24 protein-coding genes are annotated in these 23,488 nt (G+C 48.5%); 5 read left to right on the forward strand and 19 right to left on the reverse strand.

Features of this window, described 5'->3' with window-relative positions; all coding sequences use genetic code 11:
• Nucleotides 1-22: 22 nt before the first annotated feature.
• From MJ611_RS16065 to MJ611_RS16095, 7 genes are all read right to left on the reverse strand, one after another.
• Entirely contained in the window at nucleotides 23-964 is a 942-nt protein-coding gene (locus MJ611_RS16065) for a sterol desaturase family protein (protein ID WP_250431174.1), read from the reverse strand.
• Between the two features lie 22 nt (nucleotides 965-986).
• A complete protein-coding gene (locus MJ611_RS16070; RefSeq protein ID WP_250431176.1) occupies nucleotides 987-1,424 on the reverse strand; it encodes a DsrE family protein in 438 nt (145 codons plus the stop codon).
• A 120-nt stretch (nucleotides 1,425-1,544) separates the two neighbouring features.
• A complete protein-coding gene (locus MJ611_RS16075) occupies nucleotides 1,545-2,180 on the reverse strand; it encodes a TlpA family protein disulfide reductase (protein ID WP_250431178.1) in 636 nt (211 codons plus the stop codon).
• Between the two features lie 61 nt (nucleotides 2,181-2,241).
• Nucleotides 2,242-3,144 (reverse strand): DsrE family protein, encoded by a 903-nt coding sequence (locus MJ611_RS16080; RefSeq protein WP_250431180.1) that lies wholly within the window; start codon nucleotides 3,142-3,144, stop codon nucleotides 2,242-2,244.
• A gap of 145 nt (nucleotides 3,145-3,289) precedes the next feature.
• The gene (locus MJ611_RS16085; RefSeq protein ID WP_250431182.1) at nucleotides 3,290-3,655 is read right to left on the reverse strand and encodes a hypothetical protein; all 366 of its coding nucleotides are present in this window, start codon (nucleotides 3,653-3,655) and stop codon (nucleotides 3,290-3,292) included.
• A 287-nt stretch (nucleotides 3,656-3,942) separates the two neighbouring features.
• Nucleotides 3,943-4,785, reverse strand: coding sequence for a universal stress protein (locus tag MJ611_RS16090; protein ID WP_250431184.1), 843 nt, complete (start codon nucleotides 4,783-4,785; stop codon nucleotides 3,943-3,945).
• A gap of 78 nt (nucleotides 4,786-4,863) precedes the next feature.
• Nucleotides 4,864-5,463, reverse strand: a complete 600-nt coding sequence (locus MJ611_RS16095) for a class I SAM-dependent methyltransferase (protein ID WP_250431186.1) — start codon at nucleotides 5,461-5,463, stop codon at nucleotides 4,864-4,866.
• Between the two features lie 277 nt (nucleotides 5,464-5,740).
• Here MJ611_RS16095 and MJ611_RS16100 point away from each other — a divergent pair, with 277 nt between their 5' ends.
• Together MJ611_RS16100 and MJ611_RS16105 are read left to right on the forward strand one after the other, a co-directional pair.
• Nucleotides 5,741-6,877, forward strand: coding sequence for a DmpA family aminopeptidase (locus MJ611_RS16100; protein WP_250431188.1), 1,137 nt, complete (start codon nucleotides 5,741-5,743; stop codon nucleotides 6,875-6,877).
• On the forward strand, nucleotides 6,861-7,709 hold the full coding sequence (locus tag MJ611_RS16105) for an aminotransferase class IV (RefSeq protein WP_250431190.1): 849 nt from the start codon (nucleotides 6,861-6,863) through the stop codon (nucleotides 7,707-7,709). Before MJ611_RS16100 ends, MJ611_RS16105 begins: the two co-directional genes overlap by 17 nt.
• A 108-nt stretch (nucleotides 7,710-7,817) precedes the next feature.
• On the opposite strand, the gene MJ611_RS16110 is transcribed toward MJ611_RS16105, so the two are convergent.
• The 12 genes from MJ611_RS16110 to MJ611_RS16165 form a co-directional block, all read right to left on the reverse strand.
• On the reverse strand, nucleotides 7,818-9,428 hold the full coding sequence (locus MJ611_RS16110) for a M1 family metallopeptidase (protein WP_250431192.1): 1,611 nt from the start codon (nucleotides 9,426-9,428) through the stop codon (nucleotides 7,818-7,820).
• A 141-nt stretch (nucleotides 9,429-9,569) separates the two neighbouring features.
• Nucleotides 9,570-10,337, reverse strand: coding sequence for a S1/P1 nuclease (locus MJ611_RS16115; protein ID WP_250431193.1), 768 nt, complete (start codon nucleotides 10,335-10,337; stop codon nucleotides 9,570-9,572).
• Between the two features lie 268 nt (nucleotides 10,338-10,605).
• Complete coding sequence (locus MJ611_RS16120; RefSeq protein ID WP_250431195.1) at nucleotides 10,606-11,028, reverse strand: EamA family transporter; 423 nt, start codon at nucleotides 11,026-11,028, stop codon at nucleotides 10,606-10,608.
• Nucleotides 11,029-11,138: 110 nt separating this feature from the next.
• Nucleotides 11,139-11,294 carry a hypothetical protein gene (locus MJ611_RS16125; RefSeq protein WP_250431197.1) on the reverse strand — a complete coding sequence of 52 codons (156 nt, stop codon included), beginning with the start codon at nucleotides 11,292-11,294 and terminating at the stop codon, nucleotides 11,139-11,141.
• Between the two features lie 115 nt (nucleotides 11,295-11,409).
• On the reverse strand, nucleotides 11,410-12,030 hold the full coding sequence (locus MJ611_RS16130; RefSeq protein WP_250431199.1) for an arsenate reductase/protein-tyrosine-phosphatase family protein: 621 nt from the start codon (nucleotides 12,028-12,030) through the stop codon (nucleotides 11,410-11,412).
• Nucleotides 12,027-13,106 (reverse strand): ACR3 family arsenite efflux transporter, encoded by a 1,080-nt coding sequence (arsB, locus tag MJ611_RS16135; protein ID WP_250431201.1) that lies wholly within the window; start codon nucleotides 13,104-13,106, stop codon nucleotides 12,027-12,029. The genes MJ611_RS16130 and arsB overlap by 4 nt, the downstream gene beginning before the upstream one ends.
• 68 nt (nucleotides 13,107-13,174) lie before the next feature.
• Complete coding sequence (locus tag MJ611_RS16140; RefSeq protein WP_250431203.1) at nucleotides 13,175-14,020, reverse strand: arsenite methyltransferase; 846 nt, start codon at nucleotides 14,018-14,020, stop codon at nucleotides 13,175-13,177.
• A gap of 54 nt (nucleotides 14,021-14,074) precedes the next feature.
• Complete coding sequence (locus MJ611_RS16145; protein ID WP_250431205.1) at nucleotides 14,075-14,407, reverse strand: ArsR/SmtB family transcription factor; 333 nt, start codon at nucleotides 14,405-14,407, stop codon at nucleotides 14,075-14,077.
• A gap of 80 nt (nucleotides 14,408-14,487) precedes the next feature.
• On the reverse strand, nucleotides 14,488-14,937 hold the full coding sequence (locus MJ611_RS16150) for a DinB family protein (RefSeq protein ID WP_250431207.1): 450 nt from the start codon (nucleotides 14,935-14,937) through the stop codon (nucleotides 14,488-14,490).
• A 143-nt stretch (nucleotides 14,938-15,080) separates the two neighbouring features.
• Nucleotides 15,081-17,012 carry a M13 family metallopeptidase gene (locus MJ611_RS16155; RefSeq protein WP_250431405.1) on the reverse strand — a complete coding sequence of 644 codons (1,932 nt, stop codon included), beginning with the start codon at nucleotides 17,010-17,012 and terminating at the stop codon, nucleotides 15,081-15,083.
• Nucleotides 17,013-18,059: 1,047 nt separating this feature from the next.
• A complete protein-coding gene (locus tag MJ611_RS16160) occupies nucleotides 18,060-19,133 on the reverse strand; it encodes an NADH:flavin oxidoreductase/NADH oxidase (protein ID WP_250431209.1) in 1,074 nt (357 codons plus the stop codon).
• 122 nt (nucleotides 19,134-19,255) lie between these two features.
• Nucleotides 19,256-19,744, reverse strand: a complete 489-nt coding sequence (locus tag MJ611_RS16165) for a CHRD domain-containing protein (RefSeq protein ID WP_250431211.1) — start codon at nucleotides 19,742-19,744, stop codon at nucleotides 19,256-19,258.
• A gap of 449 nt (nucleotides 19,745-20,193) precedes the next feature.
• Here MJ611_RS16165 and MJ611_RS16170 point away from each other — a divergent pair, with 449 nt between their 5' ends.
• Genes MJ611_RS16170 through MJ611_RS16180 form a run of 3 tightly spaced genes read left to right on the forward strand, consistent with a single transcriptional unit; the run spans nucleotide 20,194 to nucleotide 23,446 of the window.
• Complete coding sequence (locus tag MJ611_RS16170; protein WP_250431212.1) at nucleotides 20,194-21,573, forward strand: hypothetical protein; 1,380 nt, start codon at nucleotides 20,194-20,196, stop codon at nucleotides 21,571-21,573.
• A 5-nt stretch (nucleotides 21,574-21,578) separates the two neighbouring features.
• Nucleotides 21,579-21,992, forward strand: coding sequence for a hypothetical protein (locus MJ611_RS16175; protein ID WP_250431214.1), 414 nt, complete (start codon nucleotides 21,579-21,581; stop codon nucleotides 21,990-21,992).
• Nucleotides 21,993-21,994: 2 nt separating this feature from the next.
• A complete protein-coding gene (locus MJ611_RS16180; RefSeq protein WP_250431216.1) occupies nucleotides 21,995-23,446 on the forward strand; it encodes an FtsZ/tubulin family protein in 1,452 nt (483 codons plus the stop codon).
• Nucleotides 23,447-23,488: the final 42 nt, after the last annotated feature.

Raw genomic sequence — 23,488 nt, forward strand, 5'->3', positions numbered from 1 at the left:
TGAAGGTTTTTTTCGGAGCGTACTATTTTACAACACTACCTGCAGTGGCATTTGCCAGTTCCTGCTGCTCCTCCAATAGAGCCTTCTTTCTGGTAGTTCGGCCTTCTCGAAACGGGTGCCACTGCTGCTCAATAAAGGATTGCGGATAGTGTTCCACTTCGTCAAAACCAAGCTCGATATCTCGCCCGTTTTCCGGCTTGTAGGCAGTGCCAAAGAGGTAATCCCACACGCTCAGGCTGATGCCATAGTTGGCGCCATACTTTCGGGGCATGTGTTTGGCGTGGTGCCAGATGTGCATTTGCGGATTGTTAAGCAGGTAGCGCAGTGGCCCCAGCGGCAGGTGGAAGTTGGAGTGGTTGAAGTGCCCGATCGCTGTCGCAAAAATATGAACCAGGAAGAAATCCTGAATGCCAAATCCGATCATGGCCAGTGGAATATACTCCAGGGTACGGTACACGATCGTTTCGCCCCAATGGAAGCGCAGGTGTGCGGCAAAGCCCATCTGCTGAACCGAGTGGTGTACTTTATGAAACTTCCACAGGAAATCAGAGCGGTGCAGCAGGCGGTGTATGTTCCACTGGATGAAGTCGCGCACCATAAACAGGGTGAGCAGCTGCGCCCAAACCGGCCACGATTGTATTTCAAAAGCTACCAGGTTGTTTAGGCCAAACAGTGCAAGAAAATCGCTGAAAGCTTCTACGCCAATGTTGGATATGGCATTAAATCCGACAAGCGAGAACAGGAAGAAATTGAACAACATGTAAAAGCCATCGAGCCAGAAGTCCTGCCGGATTTTGGCCTGGTGCTGCCGCCACGGAAGCAGAATTTCCAGAAGCCAGAAGAAAAGGGAGAGCCCCAGCAGCCAGTAAAAGTAATTGCCCCAGCTAGGGTTCAACACTTCACGCCACAGGTAACTCCCGTAATCAGTGAACGAGGAAATGAATATGTCCCGGTATTTTTCCATCTAAGCCTTAAAAAGGAAGCGATCAGTACTTGATATAGCCCCAGCCTTCTTCCTGTTTTGTAATGATCTCACCAATACCCATCGGCACGGTAATAACGTTTGGCAACAGCTGCTCTTTTGTAACCTTGCGAGCACGCATTGTGTTTTCGCAGGCTGCAAAAACTACGCCTTTGACCTGCAGCTCTTTGATGGCATCTGGTTTATACGACTTGCCCGTTACCAGCAGGTCCATTGCCTTGCCGTGTACCACTACTTCGATCTGCGCTTCCGGCCAGCCCCGTTTTATGTTGTTCAATTGGCGCATAAGGCCCGCATGTTGTGCCGTATCGGCAGCAGACATGTCGTACACAATGCGGTGTACTTTGGTCTGTTCAGTTTTGGCTTTCGGTGCTACCTGGGCAAAGGTGGAAGAAGCTGCCAGTGTAAAAAAGGTCAGCATCAGCATAAGTTTAAGTTTCATGGCGTTCAGGTTAAATTTGAAAACAAGTATAAACTGTATTGCTCATTTTACGAGGTATACTAATGTATAAGCTTAAAAAATAAGCTGGCTGATACGATAAATCAGCCAGCTTAGATCTGCTTATTTTTTGACCATACTTTGCAGAAAATCGCGAACCTCTTTGTTGTCGTAGTCAGCCATACCTTCCTGCTTGGCTACGATCTTGCCTTCCGCCGAGATGATGAAAGTAGTAGGGATGGAGTTGGAGTAAAACTCCTGCGGGAACTGGCTAGCCGGCATGTATACCGGAAAGGTGAAGCCTTTTTTGTCGATGAACTTCTTTACCTTCTCCATTCCACCTTCATCCACGGAAAGCATCACAAAGGCAATTTTATCAGAGCCGACTTTCTCGTATAGTTTCTGGATGTTGGGCATCTCGGCTACACAGGGTGGGCACCAGGTCGTCCAGATGTTCATGAAAATAACCTTGCCCTTCAGGCTCTCGAAAGCCACTGGTTTGCCGTCAAGCCCCGCCATCTGGAAACCCGCACCTGCCATTACAGATGATCCTGTAGCAGCTGTTTCCGCAATTTCGGTTGCGCTTGCCACGGCACCTGGTTCTGGTACATCAGCATTTTTAATGCCTGTGGCCAGCAGAAGCCGTTGCACCTGGCCAATGGCCTCCGTGTGCAAACCTGTTAAGTATAAGATCCCGAAGATAGCCAGCATCACTGCCCAGCCCGGTATGTCTTTGATCGAAAATTTATGTTTGCTCATGATGTTCTTGTTTTAGTTAAAGGTAGTGAAGTATGCGGGGATCTCCCTTTTATACATTAATTTATAGTTCTACTGTGGTAAAGCCCTGCTGCTGCAGGTCGAACATATAGGTTAAGCCATTCGGAGTGATTTCTACACCCTCTGCCAGCGTGTTCGGGTCGATGTTGAATTGCCTGAGCGACATGCCACATATTTTATAGGTGACGCCTGCCGCTTTGCCTTTCTCGATTTCTTCAGTCATTCCGCCGTCTTTTTTGAAAGCTTCTACTGACTTGCCGCAGGCCATCACCACAAACGCTTCGCTGTTATACCTGCTGTCTTTGGTAATGGTCTCCGCCGTGTTAACGGCAGCTTTCAGGTGGTTAGGCTGGCTAATGAGTACTGCGTATTTCTTTTTTGCAGCAACGCTTTCTGTCCCTTGCTGCTGCTGAGCTGTTTGCGAGGCTGCTGTACCAGCAGTACAGGAACCAAGCAGTACCATCAGGCTGATAACCAGAGTGCCCAGGTAGGTGCTGTTGCGGGTAGTTTGAATGCTTGCCTGTAGTTTCTTTTTCAGCTCCAGCACCTGGTCAAGACCATAATACACGGCTCCGTTTGCAACGAAGAAAACAAGCACACCCAAAAGCGCAATGTTCTTGAACAGGGGGCCATTGCCCGCGGCATTACCCACCTGTACTGTCAGTGTTATCGGAATAAGTATGGCCAGCAGCAACAGGGCTGCCAGTTTAGTTTTAAATCCTGCCATCAGTAGAAAGCCGCCCAACAGCAGGCCAATGCCCGACAGGATGATCAGTGTTTCGGCTGGAGCGATCCAGGTGGCTAATTGGGCAAAAGGCGCTTTTTCGAGTCTGGCCGTAGCACCGGCAGTTTGCAACAGGTGGTTCAGACCTGCAATGATAAATATCAGGCTGCTCATCAGGCGCAACGCCAGAAAAGATAGCCTTTGCAGAGGAGTGAATTCCATAATGATGTATATTCTTAAAATGATTGAATAGGGTATAAGTATAACTTTTCTGTTTCCTGAAGAAGGATACAGGTAAGATCGGGCAGCTTCGTTGGCTAAAGTATAGCTCGTCTGAAGTTTCCCGTGGTACTGGTACTAAATCATTTTAATATAGCCGCGGCGGTTTTGGGTAATCTACCAGGTCGGGTGACAGGTGTTTCCGGATAGAAGGAAGCATAAGGGTTGGTTGTGCAGGTAAAGAAAAGAGCAACCTTGGCTGCAAAGGAGTAACGACAGCAAAGAGCTGTTGGCTACAGTCGGTTGCCAGGTTCGCTGCATTCTGCTGGTCGGAATGGGTCTGGTGCTTCAGGCATTTCTTTGCGCAGGTGCGTTTTACAAGCCGTTTGTTCTGGCAGGATTTACGGATCATACTTTGTTCAGACGCAGACAGGCTGCTACCCACAAGGCCATTTTTTGGCAACGTGAACAGCAGAAGCAGTGTGCTGAGTAACAAAAGCAGATACGTCTTCATTCTATCTTCAAAAATCGGACTGATGTTCGTGTACTATCAGCCATTTTCCGGGTAAAAGGGTAACAGGCATTTTAACCTGTTACTTGTAAATATATACTTCTCTTCGCCGCGAAACAAACCCTGTACTTCCGGACATCAGCAAAGTATAACGTATCAGAAACTGATCTGTGTTACTAAGTCCAAGTTGTGGTAATATGGGCCGGAGCGCTGCTGCATGCGCTTTTTTATAGTACATGGTACTCTATGTATCGCAGAGAGGCGCAACCGAGTCTGACAGAAAATGTTCTTTATTTTAAGTGATACGTTAGCAGCGGACGGATACAATGGTTTACCAGCGTTTCGGCGATACTGCCGTAGAACAAGTGCCTGAAGCCTTTGCGGCCATGCGTACCAATTAACACCAGGTCCATTTCATTTACCTGGTTAAAGTTGCGAACTCCTTCCGGCACTTTGTAATCGCGGCGCAGGTGCAGCTCGTAGTTGACCAGCCCCAGCTCGGTGGCAAACTGGTCCATGCGCTGCAGTACCTGCGCTTCCCGTGGCTCGTCTTTCTTTTCAATGATCTGCAACAGGTGAAGTGTCGCTCCGAAAAGCTGCTGCAGGGTTTTGATGGTCGTGATAGAGCGTTCCGGTTGCTTTTCGGCCTCAAAGTCAGCTACCCATAGTATGTTGTGGATCGGTGTGATGGTAGCAGACTGGTGTATGGTAATAACAGGCACATCCGTATGGCGTACCACGTGCTGTGCCTCTGAACCGGAGATCTTCTCATACCAGCCTTCAGCACCTTCAGTGCCCATAATTACAAGGTCGATCTGGTGCTTGGCAGCGTACTCAGACAGCGAAGTAGTAAGGCCACCATATACAATGTCACTGGTGAAACTGAAGTCTGCCTGCTGTCTCAATTCAGCAAATTGTTGGGTTGCTTTCTGCTCCAGTGTTTTGATCTCATCCTTGTCGAGGGTTTCAGAAGATTCTGTTGCGCCTGCCCATTCGGCGGCATTTACCTGTATTACATGCACCAGGTGGGTTTCTACAGGAGTCTTTTCTTTCAGTAGGCGCAGGAACTCCATTGCTTTGAAAGAAATCGGCGTAAAATCTACCGGCACCATTATGTTCAACGTGCTTTTCATTTGACTATAGTTTATGGGCGGATCTGCCGCCTTTTAATGTTTAAAAACCGTTACAAAGTTTTGAAAGTATAGCAGTGTTTAAGGCTTTGTTGCCACCATCCTGGTTACATAACCGGCTCCCTGGTGGTATGTGCCTTCGTTCAGCTGAATTTCATTCTCTTCCAGCAGCTCTATCCAGAGACCTTCAAAATCAGAGCGCAGCATAGCGGCTGTATACAACATTGCTACATCTTTAGGACCTCCTGACGTATGGGCTGACTGGTTCGGGTGAAATGCTTCCAGTATGATTTTCCCGCCGGGCCGTAGCCACTGCACCACTTTTTTATGAAAACTTTGCCGTAGGGCAGGAGGAAATTGTGCATAGATCAAGGCGATAGCGTCCATACTTTCCGGATCACAAGTATACTTTTCAGCGTCTGAAAGCCGGTAGTTTATACTTACCCCGCATTGTTCTGCCAGGCGCATGGCTTTTTCACGACCTGCATCGCTGTAGTCGAACGCCTGCACCTGCCAATCTTTGAGCGCGGCATACACAGCGTTGCGTCCTTCGCCCTCGGCTGGCAGCAAGAGCTTACCCGGCTCAAGGAGTTTTAACTGCTCCCGGAAGAAGGTGTTTGGCTCGCTGCCATATACCATTGCTTCCTGACTGTAGCGATCGTTCCAGAATTCCTGCATCATACTTGGTTTGGTAAGACATCGACCAGAGCGCATTTTCAGTACTGTTAATCCTTTGTTGTAAGACGCTCGGGTGTCTGTGTTCAGATAACTATGAGACAAATATCGGCTAATGTCACGGGGTGTTCAGTGACATTGGTTACACAAGGCAGGTATCTGTAGAAATGTACGATCAGAATGAAAAAAGCAGACAAATGACCGCTGGTTTATAATTTTTTCCAGGCATATCCTGAATTTAAAAAATACACTTACATTTACTTCAGGCGAAAGCGATAACTCTATGCGGTATACACTTATCCTTTTGATCATGATGGGTTTACTTTCTCAGGCCCAGGGGCAGGAACGCAAGCGGGCACGTGCCTTCGGTATCTCCATCGGAGTGCTTCCGACGGGTAAAAACAACGCGATCACGGATGTGGCGGGCCTACGGGTAGGGCACACGACCCTTATCCGGGGCAACGATGTCCGGACGGGCGTAACAGCTATACTTCCGCATGCAGGAAATCTATTCCAGCAGAAAGTGCCTGCTGCTGTTTTTGTAGGGAACGGTTTCGGGAAACTGGCCGGAAGCACGCAGGTGCAGGAGCTGGGAAACCTGGAGTCGCCGGTTATACTTACCAACACGCTGGGTGTCGGCACGGCCATGAATGCGGTGGTTGGGTATACCCTGCAGCAACCCGGCAATGAGCAGGTGCAATCGGTAAATGCGCTGGTGGGCGAGACAAACGACGGCCACTTGAATGATATCCGGGGCAGGCACGTAAGCGAAGCAGATGTACTGGAGGCTATAAAGCAGGCTAAAGACGGAGCTGTGGCCGAAGGGAACGTAGGCGCTGGTACCGGCACAGTGTGTTTCGGGTTTAAAGGCGGTATCGGCACGGCATCACGCAAAACTCCTGACGCAACTGGCGGCTACACGGTGGGGGTACTGGTGCAGACAAATTTTGGAGGTGTGCTGCAGGTAAACGGCGTGCCGGTAGGGCAGGAGCTCGGTCAGTATTACCTGAGCCAGCACCTGCAGGAGAAAGCCGATGGCTCCTGTATGCTCGTGGTGGCAACCGATGCGCCTGTGGATGCGCGAAACCTGGAGCGGATAGCAAAACGTGCCATGATGGGACTGGCTAAAACCGGCGGTATTGCCTCCAATGGCAGCGGCGACTATGTAATTGCATTCTCTACCCATGAAGCGTTGCGCGTACCGTATACCTCCAAAGAAAAAACACAAACCATGACCTTGTTGCGAAACGATGAAATGTCGCCTTTGTTTATGGCGGTTATCGAAGCAACGGAAGAAGCCATCATCAATTCGCTGTTTAAGGCCGAAACCATGCAGGGAAAGGAGCAGCATGTTGTAGAAGCCTTACCACTTGATAAAGTTCTAAAGCTGTTAAAGAAACACAATGCGCTCAAACACTGAACTATTCGCCTATAACCAGGGAGAGATCATGCCCCTTGAGGCTGCCTTTCTGCATGTGAGTGACCTCGCCATCCAGCGGGGGTATGGCATTTTCGACTTCTGCAAGGTGCAGGAGGGTATACCGCTTTTCCTGGACGATTACCTGGACCGCTTCTTTGGTTCGGCTACCATGATGGAGCTACCCGCTCCGTTAACAGAGGAAGAGCTGAGATCCACCATCACGCAGCTTATCCTGAAAAATAACCTGGGCCTTTCCGGTATAAAAATGATCCTGACCGGGGGCTATTCTGCCAATGGGTACGACCTGGCAGAACCCAACCTTGTGTTAATTCAGCAGCCGCTTTCCCTGCCTCCGCAGGAGCAGATCGATAGGGGTATCAAGATCATTACCCACGAGTATGTGCGCGAAATACCTGCAGCTAAAACCATCAACTATACCATGGGCATACGGCTTATCAAGCGGGTGAAAGATCAGCGTGCGGATGACGTTTTATACTATAAAAATGGCGTGGTGACGGAGTTTCCACGCTGCAACTTCTTTATCGTAAGGCAGGATGATACGGTGGTTACCCCATCCGAGAACGTATTGCGTGGCATTACCCGGAAGAACGTACTGGAGCTGGCCGGCCGAAAGTATAAAACCGAAGAAGGAGCAATTACTCTGGATGATATTTACCAGGCTAAAGAAGCCTTTCTGACAAGTACCACTAAACGGGTATTGCCAATCGTGCAGGTGGATGACGTTGTGATTGGAACGGGTAAACCGGGAGAGGTAACGCTTGATTTGCTTCAGGATCTGGTGGACCTGGAGCAGAAGTATAGACTTAGCTAACCCAGCTGACTGAAGCATAAGCGCAAAGTATAAATTGAGCCAACATTTTCCTTTAAGTATAAAGAAGGAGCCCCGTTGCAGAGGCTCCTTTCTTGTTATAGCTCCAAATCAGTTGCTTTCGGTAGCAGTCGTTATCTTTTTCAGGTACCAGAAGTCTTCATCTATTACCGGGGCTTTTGATGAGGTCACTTCAACCGGTTTTGCCGACAACTCCAGGCGCTGGATGCCTTTGTCTGTTCTTACATCCATCGGCAGGGTAAAATCAATGTTCGGGACCTGGATAGTATAGCGGTTATTACCGCTTCTTTTTACCACTACCTCCGGCAGGTTAGTGGAGCGGAGGTAAAAGTTAAGCATGGGCGCCATGTCCTTTCCCGACACTTTGTTCACGTAGCTGATAAAATCGGCTGTTTTTACCTGGTGTTTGTAGGTATAGGCCTCGTCTGTAGCAAAGCCTTTGAGTATCTTAAAGAACACCTCATCGCCCAGGTTGTAGCGCAGCGAGTGCATGATAAAGGCGCCTTTGGTATAAACCTCCGGATGGTAGGCCTCGTCAGAGTCAGCCTCATCGTGTATGATCACAGGTTTGTTGTTCGGGATCTGTTCCCCGATTTCGCGTACATGCTCCATGTATGCTTTCTTGCCGGCGTGTTCTTCTGTATAAAGCCAGTCTCCGTAGGAGCAGAGGCCCTCGTGTATCCAGAAGTCGGCCCAGTCGCTAACAGTTACTTTGTTGCCCCACCACTCGTGGCCAAGCTCGTGGTGCAGCAGCCAGTCGTGGTTTTTGCCGCCCACTTTGGTATACTTGTAGTTGTTGCCGTAGGCATTTATGGTTTGGTGCTCCATGCCCAGGTAAGGCGTTTCCACGATGCCGATCTTTTCTTTCGGGAAGGGATACTCGCCAAAGTATTTCTCCTGTGTACGTACACTTGTTTCCAGCACTTCCATCAGCCCCGGTGCCTTTGCTTCGTTTTGTTTTAGCAAATAGATCACCATGGGTACTTTGTTGCCCTTCACGGTGGTGTATTCTTTCTGCTCTTTTATAAAATCACCGACAGTGAAGTTGATGCTGTAGTTGTTGATCGTATAGTTCGTCTTCCAGTGGTAAGTGACCTTGTTGGCCTTCTTTTTCTCGGATACCAGTACACCATTAGCTGCTACCATGTAGCCGGCGGGAACGGTAATGAACTGATCAACCCCTTCGTCAGGCTCATCGGACGGATGGTCTTTGCAGGGCATAAATATTTTGGCGCCCTCGTTCTGCGACGATAGACCCACCCAATGTTTGCCATTGGCATCTTTGGAGAAGGTAAAACCTCCCTGCCACGGCGGGCGCACAGCCTCGGGTGTTTCGCCAGCATAGGCCACCGTGATGGTTAGCCGCTGGCCCGGCTTGTAGCTCTTCCCCAGTTGCACGTTTATCCGGTTCATCTCACGCGTAAAAATTGCTTTCTTTCCATCCAGGCGCACGTCACTTACTTTGTACCTGTCAATCAGGTCCAGTTTAACTACGTCTATTGGAGATTTCACTTCCAGCACTGCGTCCGCACTTCCGGAGATGTATTTCTTGTCCGGCTCCATGGCCAGGTTCAATGTATAATGCTTGACATCGTAGGCTGCCTGGTTTGGGTCCAGGGGACCGCCCCAGGTCCAGTTTTCCTGGGCAGAGGCAGAACTGAGCGTAATGCCGAGAAGCGAGAGCAGCAGGAGTTTTTTCATAGCTAGCAAAGGATTAGTTTTTCTTAAGTATGAGCTGAGTGCCTTAGCTAATATATGAAATATTCTCCTGAATACAGCTACAAAAACAAAAGCCGCCCGGGTTTATATCCGGGCGGCTTTGCTGCTTTTCTTGATTATTTACTAACCGTAGATCTCGTTTAGGAGGCCAGCTAAACGAACGCCTGCCTGCAGGATGCGCTTTTCCAACGTATCGAAGTTATCGTAGCTGTAGCGGTAGCTGAGTTTTCCATCTTCCGGCAGGTTGTATACCTGCGGGCGATACGTCATCGACTCATAGGCCCAGTCTCTGACGGTGGTAGACTGTAGTTCTTTTACCTGCTTCTTGTTGGGGTTGCCGGCAAAGCGGGCCAATTCGGTAAAGCTCAGGTCTTTGCTCTCGATCATATCGCTGTCCCATACGCGGTGCAGGTTTGAGGGCTTTCCGAACCACTGCAATTTTATGGCATTGCCACCGGTATCGCCTTCTTTACCCACGTGCAGCGGCTGGTGCAGGTCACCTACCAGGTGCACCAGGTACTTGAGGTATTCTCCCTGCTGCTTCTCGTTCAGGTTGCCTGCTTTCAGAGCTTTGGTCAGCTCTTCGATTTTCATGATGATGTCGCCGTTCGGGTTCTTCTGCGTTTGTTCGTAGCGCATGTTCTCCGGTATGGTTACCCAATGCCAGTCGTGGGTATGATTGTAGGCTGTGTCGGATTTGATATCGTCCATCCAGACAGAAGCTTCAGCCAGCGAAGTTTCGTGCAGAACTTTAGCGATCTTCTTCTTGGCTTTTTTGCTTAGGTGCTGCTCTGCTATCAGGCCCACTGCACGGTGGCCATTCTGGCCCCAGGCAAAAACCTGTCCCGCAAAAAGGGGAATAAACATCAGCGCACAAACTAATTTTTTCATGGGTATTTTGGGAAGTGTTGACGCTGCAAAATTAATGCTTTTCTATGACAAAGGAGTAGCCTGCCCTGAATCTGTAGTAGAATTATACCCTAAAGATGGTAGTAAGAAGTATAAAAACAGCCGCCCCATACCACGGAGCGGCTGTTACACCTAATGTCGTAAATGTTTACTTCTTACGGATACCTGTTGGACCTACCCAGGCTTAACTCTCTATTTGGGTTAATAATGTGTTGTGAAATAGCTGGAGAACGCTTCGAGCATTGTTTTACTATTTCCAGATCAGGATCAGGGTGCCGGCCAGGATCGTGCCCATGCCGATGAGGAGCCTCGGGGTGAGCGGCTCTTTCAAAAGGAAATAGGAGAGCAGCACGGTTACGATGATACCGGCCCTGTCTATTGTTGCCACGATCGAGACATCTGCTGTTTTGAGTGCCTTGAAGTATAAAATCCAGTAAATGGCCGTGCAGGCACCCGCCAGCATCAGCCAGGTAAGGGTTTTGTTATCTACTGCTTTCACTCCTTTTAGTGCGCCGGCATACCAGGCATTGCCTACCACCATGGCAAATAATACCCCTGTCCGGATCACGAGGGCCACGTGCTCGTTGGTGCCTCCCATTCCCATTTTTGCAAACACCATGGCTACCCCTCCGGTAAGCATGGCTATTACTGCATAACTAAGCCACGGCTCCATACTTCTTCAATGCTGTTTTTATCATGCCGCAATAGTACAGCAAGTTTTAGTCAAGTCCGTGTGCCTGAAGGAAAATATTTTGCAGCGGGGAGAGTGTGCGTGTATCCGACTTATTCTACCTGTTGTTGCTGCTCTTTTCTGCAGCAGGATGCGCAATCAGAGCCAGTTTCCTGTTGTACTTCAGTTTTCGCTGAGGAGGCCTCTTCCTGCAGGCCATACCATTGTTTTACCTGTCTGGCAGAAGTGTAAATGTACATCGGTTCCATGTCTTTCAGGATGTTAGTTTTTAGAACTGTTATGTCCTGATGACGGGGAGAGAAAGCAAAAGACGCAACATGTGAAGAGAACTTTCTAGATACTCAAGGGCGAGAAATTATCATACTATCTTGCTTTATGGAACACGTACAGCATTTCCCTGCCGATCTGCAGGGCGCGCTCCAGATATTTTTCTTTTTCCTGTGAGGTGCCGTCGAAGGCCTTGGGATCGTCGTAAGTTATGCCAATTCTTATTTCAGCGCCTTCTATAAACGGGCAATTCTCGTCTGCATCGGAGCAGGTCATGATGGCGCAAAAGCCTGTTTTTGGATTGGCAGCGTCATTAATTTGTTTCGACCATACCTCTAAAGGATCTGCCTCTTCAGAAAAAAAAGCTTTATACTTCGGGTTATCTGCGTCATCTTCTCCCTGTATGTCAAAGCCTAGCCTCTGCATGGCAGTAATGGCTTTCGGATTGAATGCGGTTGCTTCGGTGCCAGCGGAGTAGCACTTTACAGCAGGTATGTTATAATAGGAGGCAGCAGCCTGGGCCCAGATTTGCGCCATGTGACTACGGCGGGAGTTGTGCGTGCAAATAAATACAAGCTTTATTGCCTCGCCAGCTTCTCGTTTTCGACTGATAAATTCAATGAGCTGGTTCAGCAATGCCTTCCGCCCGGATGGTATGGTTTGGAAGGTATGCTCCAGTTCCCGGGCTGTCTGCTGAAGAGTAGGTAGTAGAATCATGCTGCTTTTGAGGTTACAGGTTTCGCATATAATCTTTTACGGAGCCAGAACGCTACATTTACGAGTGCAATAAGCGCCGGTACTTCCACTAACGGACCCACCACACCGGCAAAAGCCTCGCCTGAATTTAGACCAAACACGGCAATGGCTACAGCAATGGCCAGTTCAAAATTGTTGCCCGCTGCCGTAAAGGCTACCGAAGCATTCTCAGCGTAATTGGCACCGGCCGCTTTGCCTACAAAAAAGCTAACCAGGAACATGATGACAAAGTAAATGACAAGCGGCACGGCGATGCGCAGCACATCAAACGGAATGGACACGATCAGCTCACCTTTCAGGCTGAACATTACCACAATAGTGAAGAGCAGTGCAATAAGCGTGATAGGGGAGATGGCAGGTATGTATTTGGTCTGGTACCACTCCTGACCCTTCAGCGATACTAGCACCAGCCGGCTGATGATGCCAGCCAGGAAAGGGATGCCTAAATAAATGGCCACGCTTTCGGCTATAGTCGTAATGGAAATATCCACGATAGCGCCTTCAAAACCGAACAGCGGCGGCAGTTTGGTAATAAACAGCCAGGCATAAAAGCTGTAGAGAAACACCTGGAATACGCTGTTTAGCGCTACCAGTCCGGCTGCGTATTCACGGCTGCCATCCGCCAGGTCGTTCCAGACCAGTACCATGGCAATGCAGCGGGCCAGCCCGATAAGTATAAGACCGGTCATGTACGCGGGGTAATCGCGCAGGAAGATAATGGCAAGTATGAACATCAGCAGTGGGCCGATTATCCAATTCATGAATAACGATAAACTAATCACTTTTACATTACCGAATACCTTAGGCAGCAGGCGGTAGTTTACCTTTGCCAGCGGCGGGTACATCATCAGAATTAGGCCAATCGCAATAGGTATGTTGGTGGAGCCGCTGGAGAGGGAGTTGATATAGCCGGAGCTATCAGGTATAAAATAGCCTACCCCTACGCCCAATAGCATGGCCAGGAAGATCCAGAGGGTGAGGTAACGGTCCAGAAAGCCTAGCTGCTTTCGGTTATGTGCAGGTGCACAGTGTTCCATATACAGGGGTATAAATAATCCCTCGCATACCTGAGTAAGTATACGAGGGAATGTTCAATTATTAATTTTTAGCAGCAGCCGGAGCCAGGTTCACAGAGGAGTGTTTCGAAAGGCTTATCTCCGTATACCGTGATACTAAAAATGCCTGTGTTGCTTTCCCGGAATTGACGGATACCTGCTTCATCCAGGAAATCTTTGAGAATTTCATCCGGTACATGTATTGCCTTTTCTTTCTGCACCGTGACATTTTCGAAGCCTGTTTCGCGGATGATCTGCAGGTATTCTTCTTTTTGAATGGCTCCGGAAACGCAGCCGGCATACATCTCAGCAGCATTCACCAGTCCTTCCGGCAGATCACCAATCAGCACTACATCTGAAATGCTGAAATGGCCGCCCGGCTTCAGTACACGGTACGTTTCGGCAAAGGCTTTGCGCTTATCCGGCACCAGGTTCAGCACGCAGTTGCTGATCACCACATCGGCTCGGTTGGCAGCTATGGGCAGGCGCTCGATCTCGCCTTGTCGAAACTCGACGTTGTTGAAGCCGAGCTTGTCTGCATTTTCACGTGCTTTGGCAATCATGACCTCAGTCATGTCTACGCCTATTACTTTACCGTTTTCACCAACAAGGGCACGGGTTACAAAGCAATCGTTGCCGGCACCGGAACCTAGGTCCACAACCGTATCTCCTTTTTTGATCCGGGCAAACTCTGTAGGAACGCCGCAGCCCAGGCCCAGATCAGCATCAGGGGTGTAGCCTTCCAACTCCGTGTAATTTTCAGCAAAAATGGCATAATCAACGGTGCCGCAGCCCGTGGCCCCACAACAAGAGACTTCGTTCTGCTCTTTGCTTTGCAGCGCTATTTCGCTGTACTTATCTTTTACGATCTTCTTTAGTTCTTCTGATGTGCTCATAGTTCTAAGTGTTTTAATTATCGGTATATTACGATTAAAATGATTAAAAAATTTTTAACAGCAAGATGTGTTGCAGGAAGTATAGCTGACAAACATACTTTGCAGCAACTGCTGTGCGTGCCGCCAGTTATTTTCATTGATACAGTAGCAAACCTTCTTGCCTTCGATGTCGCCTTTGATCAGGCCGGCATCTTTCAGCTCTTTCAGGTGCTGCGAAACGGTAGACTGTGAAAGGGGCAGTTCTTCTACAATGTCGCCACAGATGCACGTGTTGCGTTCGAGCAGGATACGAAGTATGGCAATGCGCGCCGGGTGACCCAGCGCCTTTGCATACTTGGCCAGCGTAATATCGGCCTGTACAAATTCTTCTGTTTTGGAAAGTCCCATAATTGATTTTATTATCGTAATATTACGATTAAAGTTTCAAGTATGCAAACAAAGCTGAAAATTTTTAGTGAACGAAGCGTTCATTGTCCATACTTCAGGATCAGGGCAATTTGGCCAGTGTGGTAAGCAGTGTGGGTGGTGATCCTGCCTAAGGCTTCTGCTTTCGTTCGTTCTCCGAACTCTTTTGTAGCAATTTTTTCATCCCAAGAATCATCAGATTGCAGGGCTATAGCTTCCTGCAGTTGCTTATAAGCGTACTGCTGTAAGTTTATTAATTCCTCTAGATTAGTCCATTGCCCGTTGTCCTGCTTCTCGATAACAGTTTTGGCAATCACTTTTACATTTGGTGCTTTGAAGATGTTTTTGGCATACAGCAACTCCACTTCGGCGATGTGCCGCATCAGGAAGCCAATTGAGTTGGGAGCAGGGGCCAGCTTCTTACTTAAATCAGCAGCTGTAATAGCTGGTAACAGGTTGCTGAATCTGATTCTGCCTTCGGCCCATTGCTGCAGTAAAAATTTTGTTGTCATGGTAGCTGTCTTTGCTCTTTATGATTCTACGTAAAGCCTTTAAAGTATAGCAGTGACTGGTATAAGGCAAAACTTAAACTGTTGAAAATGAAAAAGCCGCCCCGGTTGAAGTGGGGCGGCTTTCAGTTATTCTAAAATAGAAATTACCAGATTCTGATTCTTTCTTCAGGCGATTTGTAAAGCTTGTCGCCAGGCTTCACATTGAAGGCTTTGTACCAGGCATCCATGTTTACCGGCGCACCGATCGTTCTGTATTCGCCCGGAGAGTGCGGATCTGTTACGATCAGCTGAGCAGCCGTTTCAGGAAGCGTGTTTGATCTCCAAACCTGTGCCCATGACAGGAAGAAACGCTGATCCGGCGTAAAGCCATCGATCTTTTTCTTTGACTTACCTTGCTTGGTCATTTTGAAGGCTTCGTAAGCGGCACTCAGACCACCCAGGTCACCGATGTTCTCACCCAGCGTCAGCTTACCGTTTACATGAACGGTATCCAACACAGTGTAAGCATCATATTGCTTTGCAAGGGCAGCAGCTTTCTCCTTGAACTTAGCTAAGTCTTGTTCGGTCCACCAATTGCGCAGGGTACCGTCTTTGTCGTACTGGCTACCAGAGTCGTCGAAACCGTGCGATATCTCATGACCGATCACAGCACCGATACCACCGTAGTTCACCGCATCATCCGCGTTCGGGTCGAAGAACGGGAACTGCAGGATACCTGCAGGGAACACGATCTCGTTCATTACCGGGCTGTAGTAAGCATTTACGGTTGGAGGAGTCATGCCCCACTTGGTTCTGTCAACTGGCTTGCCCAACTGGCTTACCATGTCGTTGTAACCCCACTCGCCGGCATTGCGCACGTTCTGGAAGAAGGTATTACGGTCGATTGCCAGACCTTCGTAAGTCTTCCATTTCTCAGGATAACCAACTTTTGGTCTGAAAGCGTGTAGTTTCGCCAGAGCTTTCTCTTTGGTCTCTGCGCTCATCCAATCAAGGCCTTTGATACGGATTTCGTATGCCTTGATCAGGTTAGCGATCATCTCGTCCATACGGGCTTTTGCCTCCGGCTTGAAGTGTTTCGCCACGTACAGCTGGCCCAGCAGTTCACCAATAGTGCCGTCTGTCAGAGACGACATACGCTGCCAGCGCGGCGTCTGTACTTTCTGGCCTGTCAGCGCCTGCGTGTAAGCAAAGTTAGCGTTTACAAAGTCATTGCTCAGGTAAGGCGCTGAAGATTTCAGTACGTTCCACTGCAGGTATGTTTTCCAGTCAGCTACTGGTGTGCTTGTCAGCAGGCCGTTCAGCTCTGTGAAGAATTTAGGCGAGTTAACCAGGATCGTATCCTGACCTGTTACCTTCATTTTCGCCATCAGCGACTTCCAATCCAGGTTCGGAGTAGTCTTGCTGAAATCGGCTACGGCAAATTTGTTGTAGGTTTTGTAGGGGTCACGCATTTCTACGCGAGCCATCTGTGCCTCAGCCATTTTCTTCTCCAGGTTGAAGATGGTTTCAGCATTTTTCTGTGCTGTTGCCTGATCAACACCTGTTAAAGTGAACAGTTTTACGATGTAGTTCTTATAGGCTTCCTGAATTTTGGTGCTGCGGGCATCGTTTTTCAGATAGTAGTCGCGGTCAGGCAGGGTAGTACCGCCCTGGCTTAGCTGCGGAACCATGTTCTCTACGTTCTTGCGATCCTGGCCCACGAAGAAACCAAACATCGGAGAACCGGCGCCGGAAGTTCTAAGGTAAGCTACCTCGTTCAGCACGCCGTTCACATCTTTGATGGCTTTGATGCGCTCCAGGTCAGCTTTGATCGGCGTATAGCCCAGTTTTTCGATGGCAGCGCTGTCCATGGCAGCAGCATAGAAATCGCCTACGCGTTTCTCAACAGAGCCTGCAGGAGCTTTGGTTTTGGCAGCAGACTCGTTCAGGATAGCTTTTACAGCATTGATGTTGAAGTCACGCAGTTCGTTGAAGCTGCCCCAACGGGTTTCCTTTGCAGGAACCGGGTTGTTACGAAGCCACACGCCGTTGGCGTAAGTATAAAAATCATTGCCCGGCTTCACGCTCAGGTCCATGTTAGCCTTGTCGATGAAGGCCTTTCTAGGTGCTTTTGAGCCATACTGTGCAGAGGCATCCATTGTGATTACAGTGGCAGCACCCAGCAACAGAAGCTTAAAGTGGTTTTTCCAAACAAACATGCCTTCCGCGGACTTTCTGGAAGCCATAACCTTGTCTTTCGTTACTTTCATTCTTAGTGATTGAGTTGTTGTTGATTAGTTTATTTCCTTCAGAAGGTAATTTACTACCTCTAAAACTAATGGATTGAAATGAAAAATGTGCAAATATTTTTTAGTCAGACTGTAAATAAGATTTAAGGTTTAATTATGCCAAGTATAAAAATGCATTCCCGGCAGCTTTGATTGCAGCATATACTTTTAAGGGTATTGCATTGGAAATTGTTCCTGTTAGTCTATTTCCTGTGTTATGGGATAGGGTAATCTTAGGTATTGGGGAGTATACCTATTTAATGTCTCATACCTTGGCATGCTGTTTTCGGGATTAGGTTCTTGTTTTATTGAGGCGGAGGGTTCTATTGTTGCTATACTTTGAAGTATAAATTTCATTGTGGTCCAACCACCCCTAACCTCTCCTTAACCAAGGAGGGGAGCTTCTGTTATTTTTATACTTGAAGGTATTAGTGTCATCGCTGCTGCAGATCATCCCCCATCCCCTTCAAAGGGGGACCTGGTTCCAGTTGCATAGCGGCTTACGAAGCAGTATCGTTTCCAGTCCTTGGGTTGAGCGCCTTCTGGGTTTCCGGTGCCCGCCAGGGCATTGTGACCGAAGGGTAGCAAAGGAAAGCTAGACAGCGCGATGCCCTTTATCGAGGGCCCCTACCCCCAGGACGAGGCCCCGCGGCCTCAGAGCGCACCAAAGTATAAGTGAAACTATTGGCAAGTAAGACTGAGGAATACAAGCAGCTACGAAGCAACAGGCTTGCCGGCAAAAAGTATAAACTTCAGGTATAGGTATAAGATTTCTCACTGCCGTTCGAAAAGACAATATAAGTTACCCTTCATTATTGCTTCCTGCTAACCTTCGCCTTTGGCATTTTTGAACGTTTACCTTCTCCTTGGCTTTGCCCGCTCATACTGCTCCGGCCATTCGATGTCGTGGCCTAACTCCAGTGCGGCGTGGAGAGGGAAATAAGGGTCGCGCAACGATTCCCTGGCCAAAAACACTATGTCGGCCTGCTCGTTGGTGATGATCGCTTCTGCTTCCTGAGCTGTTGTGATAAGGCCTACTGCACCTGTCATCATACCCGTTTCCTTTTTAATCTGTTCTGCAAATGGCGTCTGGTAGCAGGGACCAACAGGTATCTGGGCATGTGGTACGTTACCGCCGGTTGAGCAATCGATGAGATCTACACTGTGCTTTTTAAGTATAGCAGCTAGCTTAACAGAGTCATCAGCAGTCCAGCCTCCTTCTGTCCAGTCTGTTGCTGAAATTCTAACGAACAGCGGGTATTCTACCGGCCATACTTGCCTGATCCCATCGGTAACTTTCAGCAGTAAACGTATCCTGTTTTCAAAAGTGCCGCCGTAGTTATCTGTGCGATGGTTACTCAGCGGAGAGAAAAATTCATGCAGAAGATAACCATGTGCCGCGTGAATCTCGATCACCTTAAAACCTGCTTTCAATGCCCGTAAAGCGGCTGTTTTAAAATCTGAGATCACTTTATCAATGCCTTCATGCGTTAAAGCCAAAGGTGTTGGTTCTGAAGGTATAAACGGCATAGCGCTGGGCGCTACAGTCTGCCAGCCTCCTTCTTCTGGGGGCAATGCTTTGCCACCTTTCCAGGGGCTGCTATGGCTTGCCTTTCTTCCGGCATGCGCCAGCTGTATGCCTGCCACTGCACCCTCTGCTTCTATAAAAGTCACAATACGCTGCAGCATGTCCAGGTGCTCGTCTTTCCAGATACCTAAGTCGTCCGGTGTGATGCGTGCCTCAGGCGACACTCCTGTTGCCTCTAAGATTATCAGGCCGGCGCCACCTACTGCCCGGCTCCCCAGGTGCACCAGGTGCCAGTCGTTGGCAAAGCCATCCACGCTGGAGTACTGGCACATAGGCGAAATAGCGATTCTGTTCCTGAAAGAAACGCTTCTTATCGTGAGCGGGCTGAAAAGGTTTGCCATGGTTTAAAAGTATGGATGGTACGTATTTGCTGCTATGGGGCAAAGTTTAAATCAGCCTCTTAAACGGAAATGGTGTCCGGAAGTAAGAGTAAAATAAAGTTAACCCAGAAAAATGTTTGTGCTTAGCGTTTGATCTGCCCTCTTAATTCACCTCCGGTATTAGCATTTGAATGGATGTCAAGGTACCACTTGCCAGCGAGCAAGTCGGCTTCCTGTTCTGCTGTAAGAGCTGGGGTAGAGCCCTGTACCGGGCTCTTATAAGGATTTGAGCTGGAGTAGGGGGCTCCTTCGGGAAGGATTTCGATAATCATATCTCCTTCTTCACCCGCCTCTCCCTTATGAAAATGCATGGCATTGGGGATTATACCTGCAAACGTGATGGTGTAGCTCAGCAGCTTGGTTTCCGGGTCGTAGGTGCCTCGGAAGCTACCGGTTGCCTTGGAAGTAGCAGGCGGCACCATTTGGTCGCCACTTAAACTACTGGTAAAAGTTACCAGATCCGGGTTGAGCGTGGTAGGCTGTTCATCCTCCTCCTCACAGGACGTTGTAAACAGCAGTAGGCTTAACAACAGCGTGAACAGGTATCTGTATTTGTAAGAAATTAGTTTCATAATATGGCAGGAAGTAAATTAACGTACTAAAGCTTGTTTTTTTAATACGTTAATTCTGTGTATTTAACGTAATAGCAGGAAATCGTTTGATACTGTCCATTATATTGGCTAACTTAAACAATTGATTAATAATAGTATAAGAAGATTTTAGCTTGGTTGAGGCGACAAAGACTGTACTTTTTATTTGAAGATAACAGGGCAACATCTTCTTGATAAAGAGGGAATTCAGACCGCTTTGAAAATATTATGTTGTAAATATATACGAACTGCTGAATCTTACCCGTTGCATATTTCGTTTAAGAGCTTTCCGAAACAGCACAATTTTATGCTACCTGACTTAGGGGCTAAAGCTGGAATAAAAATTGTTACCTCTTTTATAAAGTATGTTTTGTGCACGATAACCTTATTCAAGTTTTCTAAGTATTCCCCACGGCTAAACAAAATAGTGCATGCTCCTAAAAAGGTCTGTAAGTAACATCCAAATACTGCTGCTCTGCGGCACCCTTTTATTTTCCGGCTGCTTCAAAAAGCAGTCCGGCAACGAAGAAACCGACCCCGAGGCCACCAAAGCTCCGGCGCAAACTGAAAAACCTGCTGCTACAGGCAAAGCTCCGACAGCAACTACAACTCCGGCAGAAACGGCTGCTCCCTCTAAAGTAAACGTGAACGTATACCTGGAAATCTCGAACGGAATGAAGGGTTTTATACCGCCTCCAGCGGCAGGTAAAGAGGCTACCACGTTCCAGAACAACCTGAACAAGCTGATCTCGGAAGTAGAGGACGGACGCTACGTGGCCAGCAAAGCTTTTTACCTGGCGAAGGAAGACGCGCAGAGCCGGCCGGTACTGGATAGCGTGTCATACAATACCATGAAAAGTTATATCGTTAGTGGTATCAAGGATGATGTTCGAGGCACACCGCTTCCGGCTATGCTAAAAGCAGCTTTGCAAAAGTCTATTGATCAGGAGGCGGTAAGCATTATCATTTCGGATTTTATACACGGCCCTGACCCACGCGACCAGGGGCAGTTTATTTCACTTGATTCGGATATCCGAAGCAGCCTGAGAGAAGCCGAGCACCAGGGTTTGGCCATTGCCATACTTGCCAATTCATCACCTTTTTATGGTACTTACCATCCGGCTGTTAAGAAACCGGAATTAAGAAGAACCCTGAACGGGGAGGAGATTCCTTACTACATCTGGGTGATCGGCAAGCAGGAAGAGGTGCAGGTAGTTACAAATAAAGTGCTGCGCAACCTGCCGGCGCAGCAGGCCTACTTCGGTTTTGAGTATAAGTCTATACCTCATTCTGCTTTATTGAAGGAGAAACAGTTTTATCCTTCCGGAAATATTTATTGCAGCAGCCGAAATGCCGATCCGTGTACTTCGGTAAACCTGCAGCCTGAAAAGAAAGAGCCGGTAGAGTTTACCATAGGCCTAGACCTGAGTGGCCTGCCAATGTCGATGCAAAGTATAGATTACCTGAAGAAGAACTTGAAGGTAAGCAGCACGGGCAGCAGGCCGAGTATAGTTTCGGTTACAGCCGCCGATGAAAGTATAAAAGCCACGCCTGACCTGGCAAAGTATAGCCACTTTGTGCGGGTGCGCGTACCCGAGCTAACTGCTAATTACGGAACAATATCTGTGCAACTGCCGCAGGTTACGCCAACCTGGATCAAGGCCTGGTCTACCGACAACGACAATAACCCGGCCGCTGCTCCGAAGAAGACTTACCAGTTAACCAAGATAATAGATGGCGTTCAGGCGCTTTACCGCGATCAGAGCGACTTCATTTTTAACGCAACCATACAATTTAACAAAGCTGACTAACAAGCATGATACAAAAGTTTTTTTCTGGACTCTACGAACTGGTTTTAGGCCGGCCAATCCCTGCTAACTTCACCAACGACTACCGCGAAGTGGTTTTCCCGAATACAGGGCTGATGTTATTCATCATTACACTGGGCATCGTTATACTTTACTACTATGTGCTGAACCGTGCCATGAGCACCGGCCTGTATAAAACACAGCACTGGGTGATGTTCCTGATTCTGAACGCGATCATCGCCTTCATCATCCCGATCTCGCAGGTAAGTGGCAACGATATCGAGACACACTCTTACACGTACATGTTCGCTTTTGTGAACGTGATATACAGCCTGATCCTTTTTTTCGTTTTCTCTATACTACTCAAGAGGGGTTCTGTGCAGGCATGGACAACTCCTATGAAATGGCCCAATAAAAGATAACTATGGCAAAGCTTTTTGTATTCGGAATAGGTGGCACCGGTTCCCGCGTGATCCGTTCGCTGGTCATGCTGATGGCCGCAGGTGTCAAAATTCAGAACTGTGATAAAATCGTACCGATCATCATCGATCCGGACACCCAGAACGGCGACATGAACCGAACCGTGGAGCTGCTCAAGACTTACAAGCACATTCACGATTCCCTTGGCCGCCGCGACGAAGGGTTCTTCCATACCGATATCAGCACGCTGTCAAGTATAGCCGGCGATGGCACTGCCAAGATCCGCGATAGCTTTGTGTATGATTTTGGTGGTATCAACAAGCCTTTCAAAGATCATGTGGGTTACAACCAACTCGATATCGAAAGCCAGGCGCTGATGGATTTGCTGTTTACGCCCGAGAACCTGAACAACAGCCTGGATGTGGGTTTCCGCGGTAGCCCGAACGTAGGTAGCGTGGTGCTGAACGAGATCATCGATTCCCCGGAAATGCGCTTCTTTGCTTCGAACTTCCAGCCGGGCGATCGTATCTTCTTTGTAAGCTCGATCTTTGGAGGAACAGGAGCCGCTGGTTTTCCGCTGTTGCTGAAGAATTTTAAAGACCCTCGCACTACACTACCTAATGCTGCAAGTATAAATACGGCCCTGACAGGCGCTATGGTGGTGCTGCCATACTTCTCGCTGGAGCAACCTGCCCAGGGAGTAGAAGCTGATTTTATTGATTCTAATACCTTTACCACCAAGGCAAAAGACGCGCTGTCGTATTACCAGAACCACCTGAACGGGGTGAATGCGGTATACTATATGGGCGATGCGCCGGACAAGCCAATGGAGAACAACCCCGGCCGTGCCAGCCAGCGAAACGACGCACACCTGGTAGAGCTTTTAAGCGCACTGGCGATCGTGGACTTTATGGATTACTCCGACAATGAGCTTTCCGGTAACGAAGTATACCACGAGTACGGCCTGCGCGAAGACATAAACCACGTGCAGTTCCAACACCTCGATAATGAGACCAGGGACCGCATTGCCAAGCAACTGATCCGTTTCCATTACTTCGAGCGCTACTATACTACGCACCTTCCAGGCGACGCACAAGCCGCTTATGCCAAAGGCGTGGATTTAACAAGCGCCATCCGAAACGAGCCGGTCTTCCGCGAACTGAACAAATTCCTGACAAATCCAGAGTTCGGCTACCAGGCATGGCTGCGTGAGCTTAGCCGCAAGGAAAGAACCTTTGCTGCCCTTAACCTGAACGAAACAGACTTCAACCGCATGGTGTCGGATAAGCAGATCGAGACAGGATTCCTGAACAAAGGTATCCACCAGGGTTCCTTTGTAAAAGAACTCAACCGCGCTTCTGAATCCATCTCCGACCGCGACGCTTTCAAGGCAACTATCAAAGCTTTTGAAACTGCGACGAATGCGCTGGTAGAGGAGAAGTTGAAGTATAGTTAAGCACATTTTATAGCGCGAGCCTCCTGGCTCGTGTTTATTATT

It is taken from the genome of Pontibacter ruber, assembly GCF_023630205.1.
GTDB classification, from domain to species: domain Bacteria; phylum Bacteroidota; class Bacteroidia; order Cytophagales; family Hymenobacteraceae; genus Pontibacter; species Pontibacter ruber.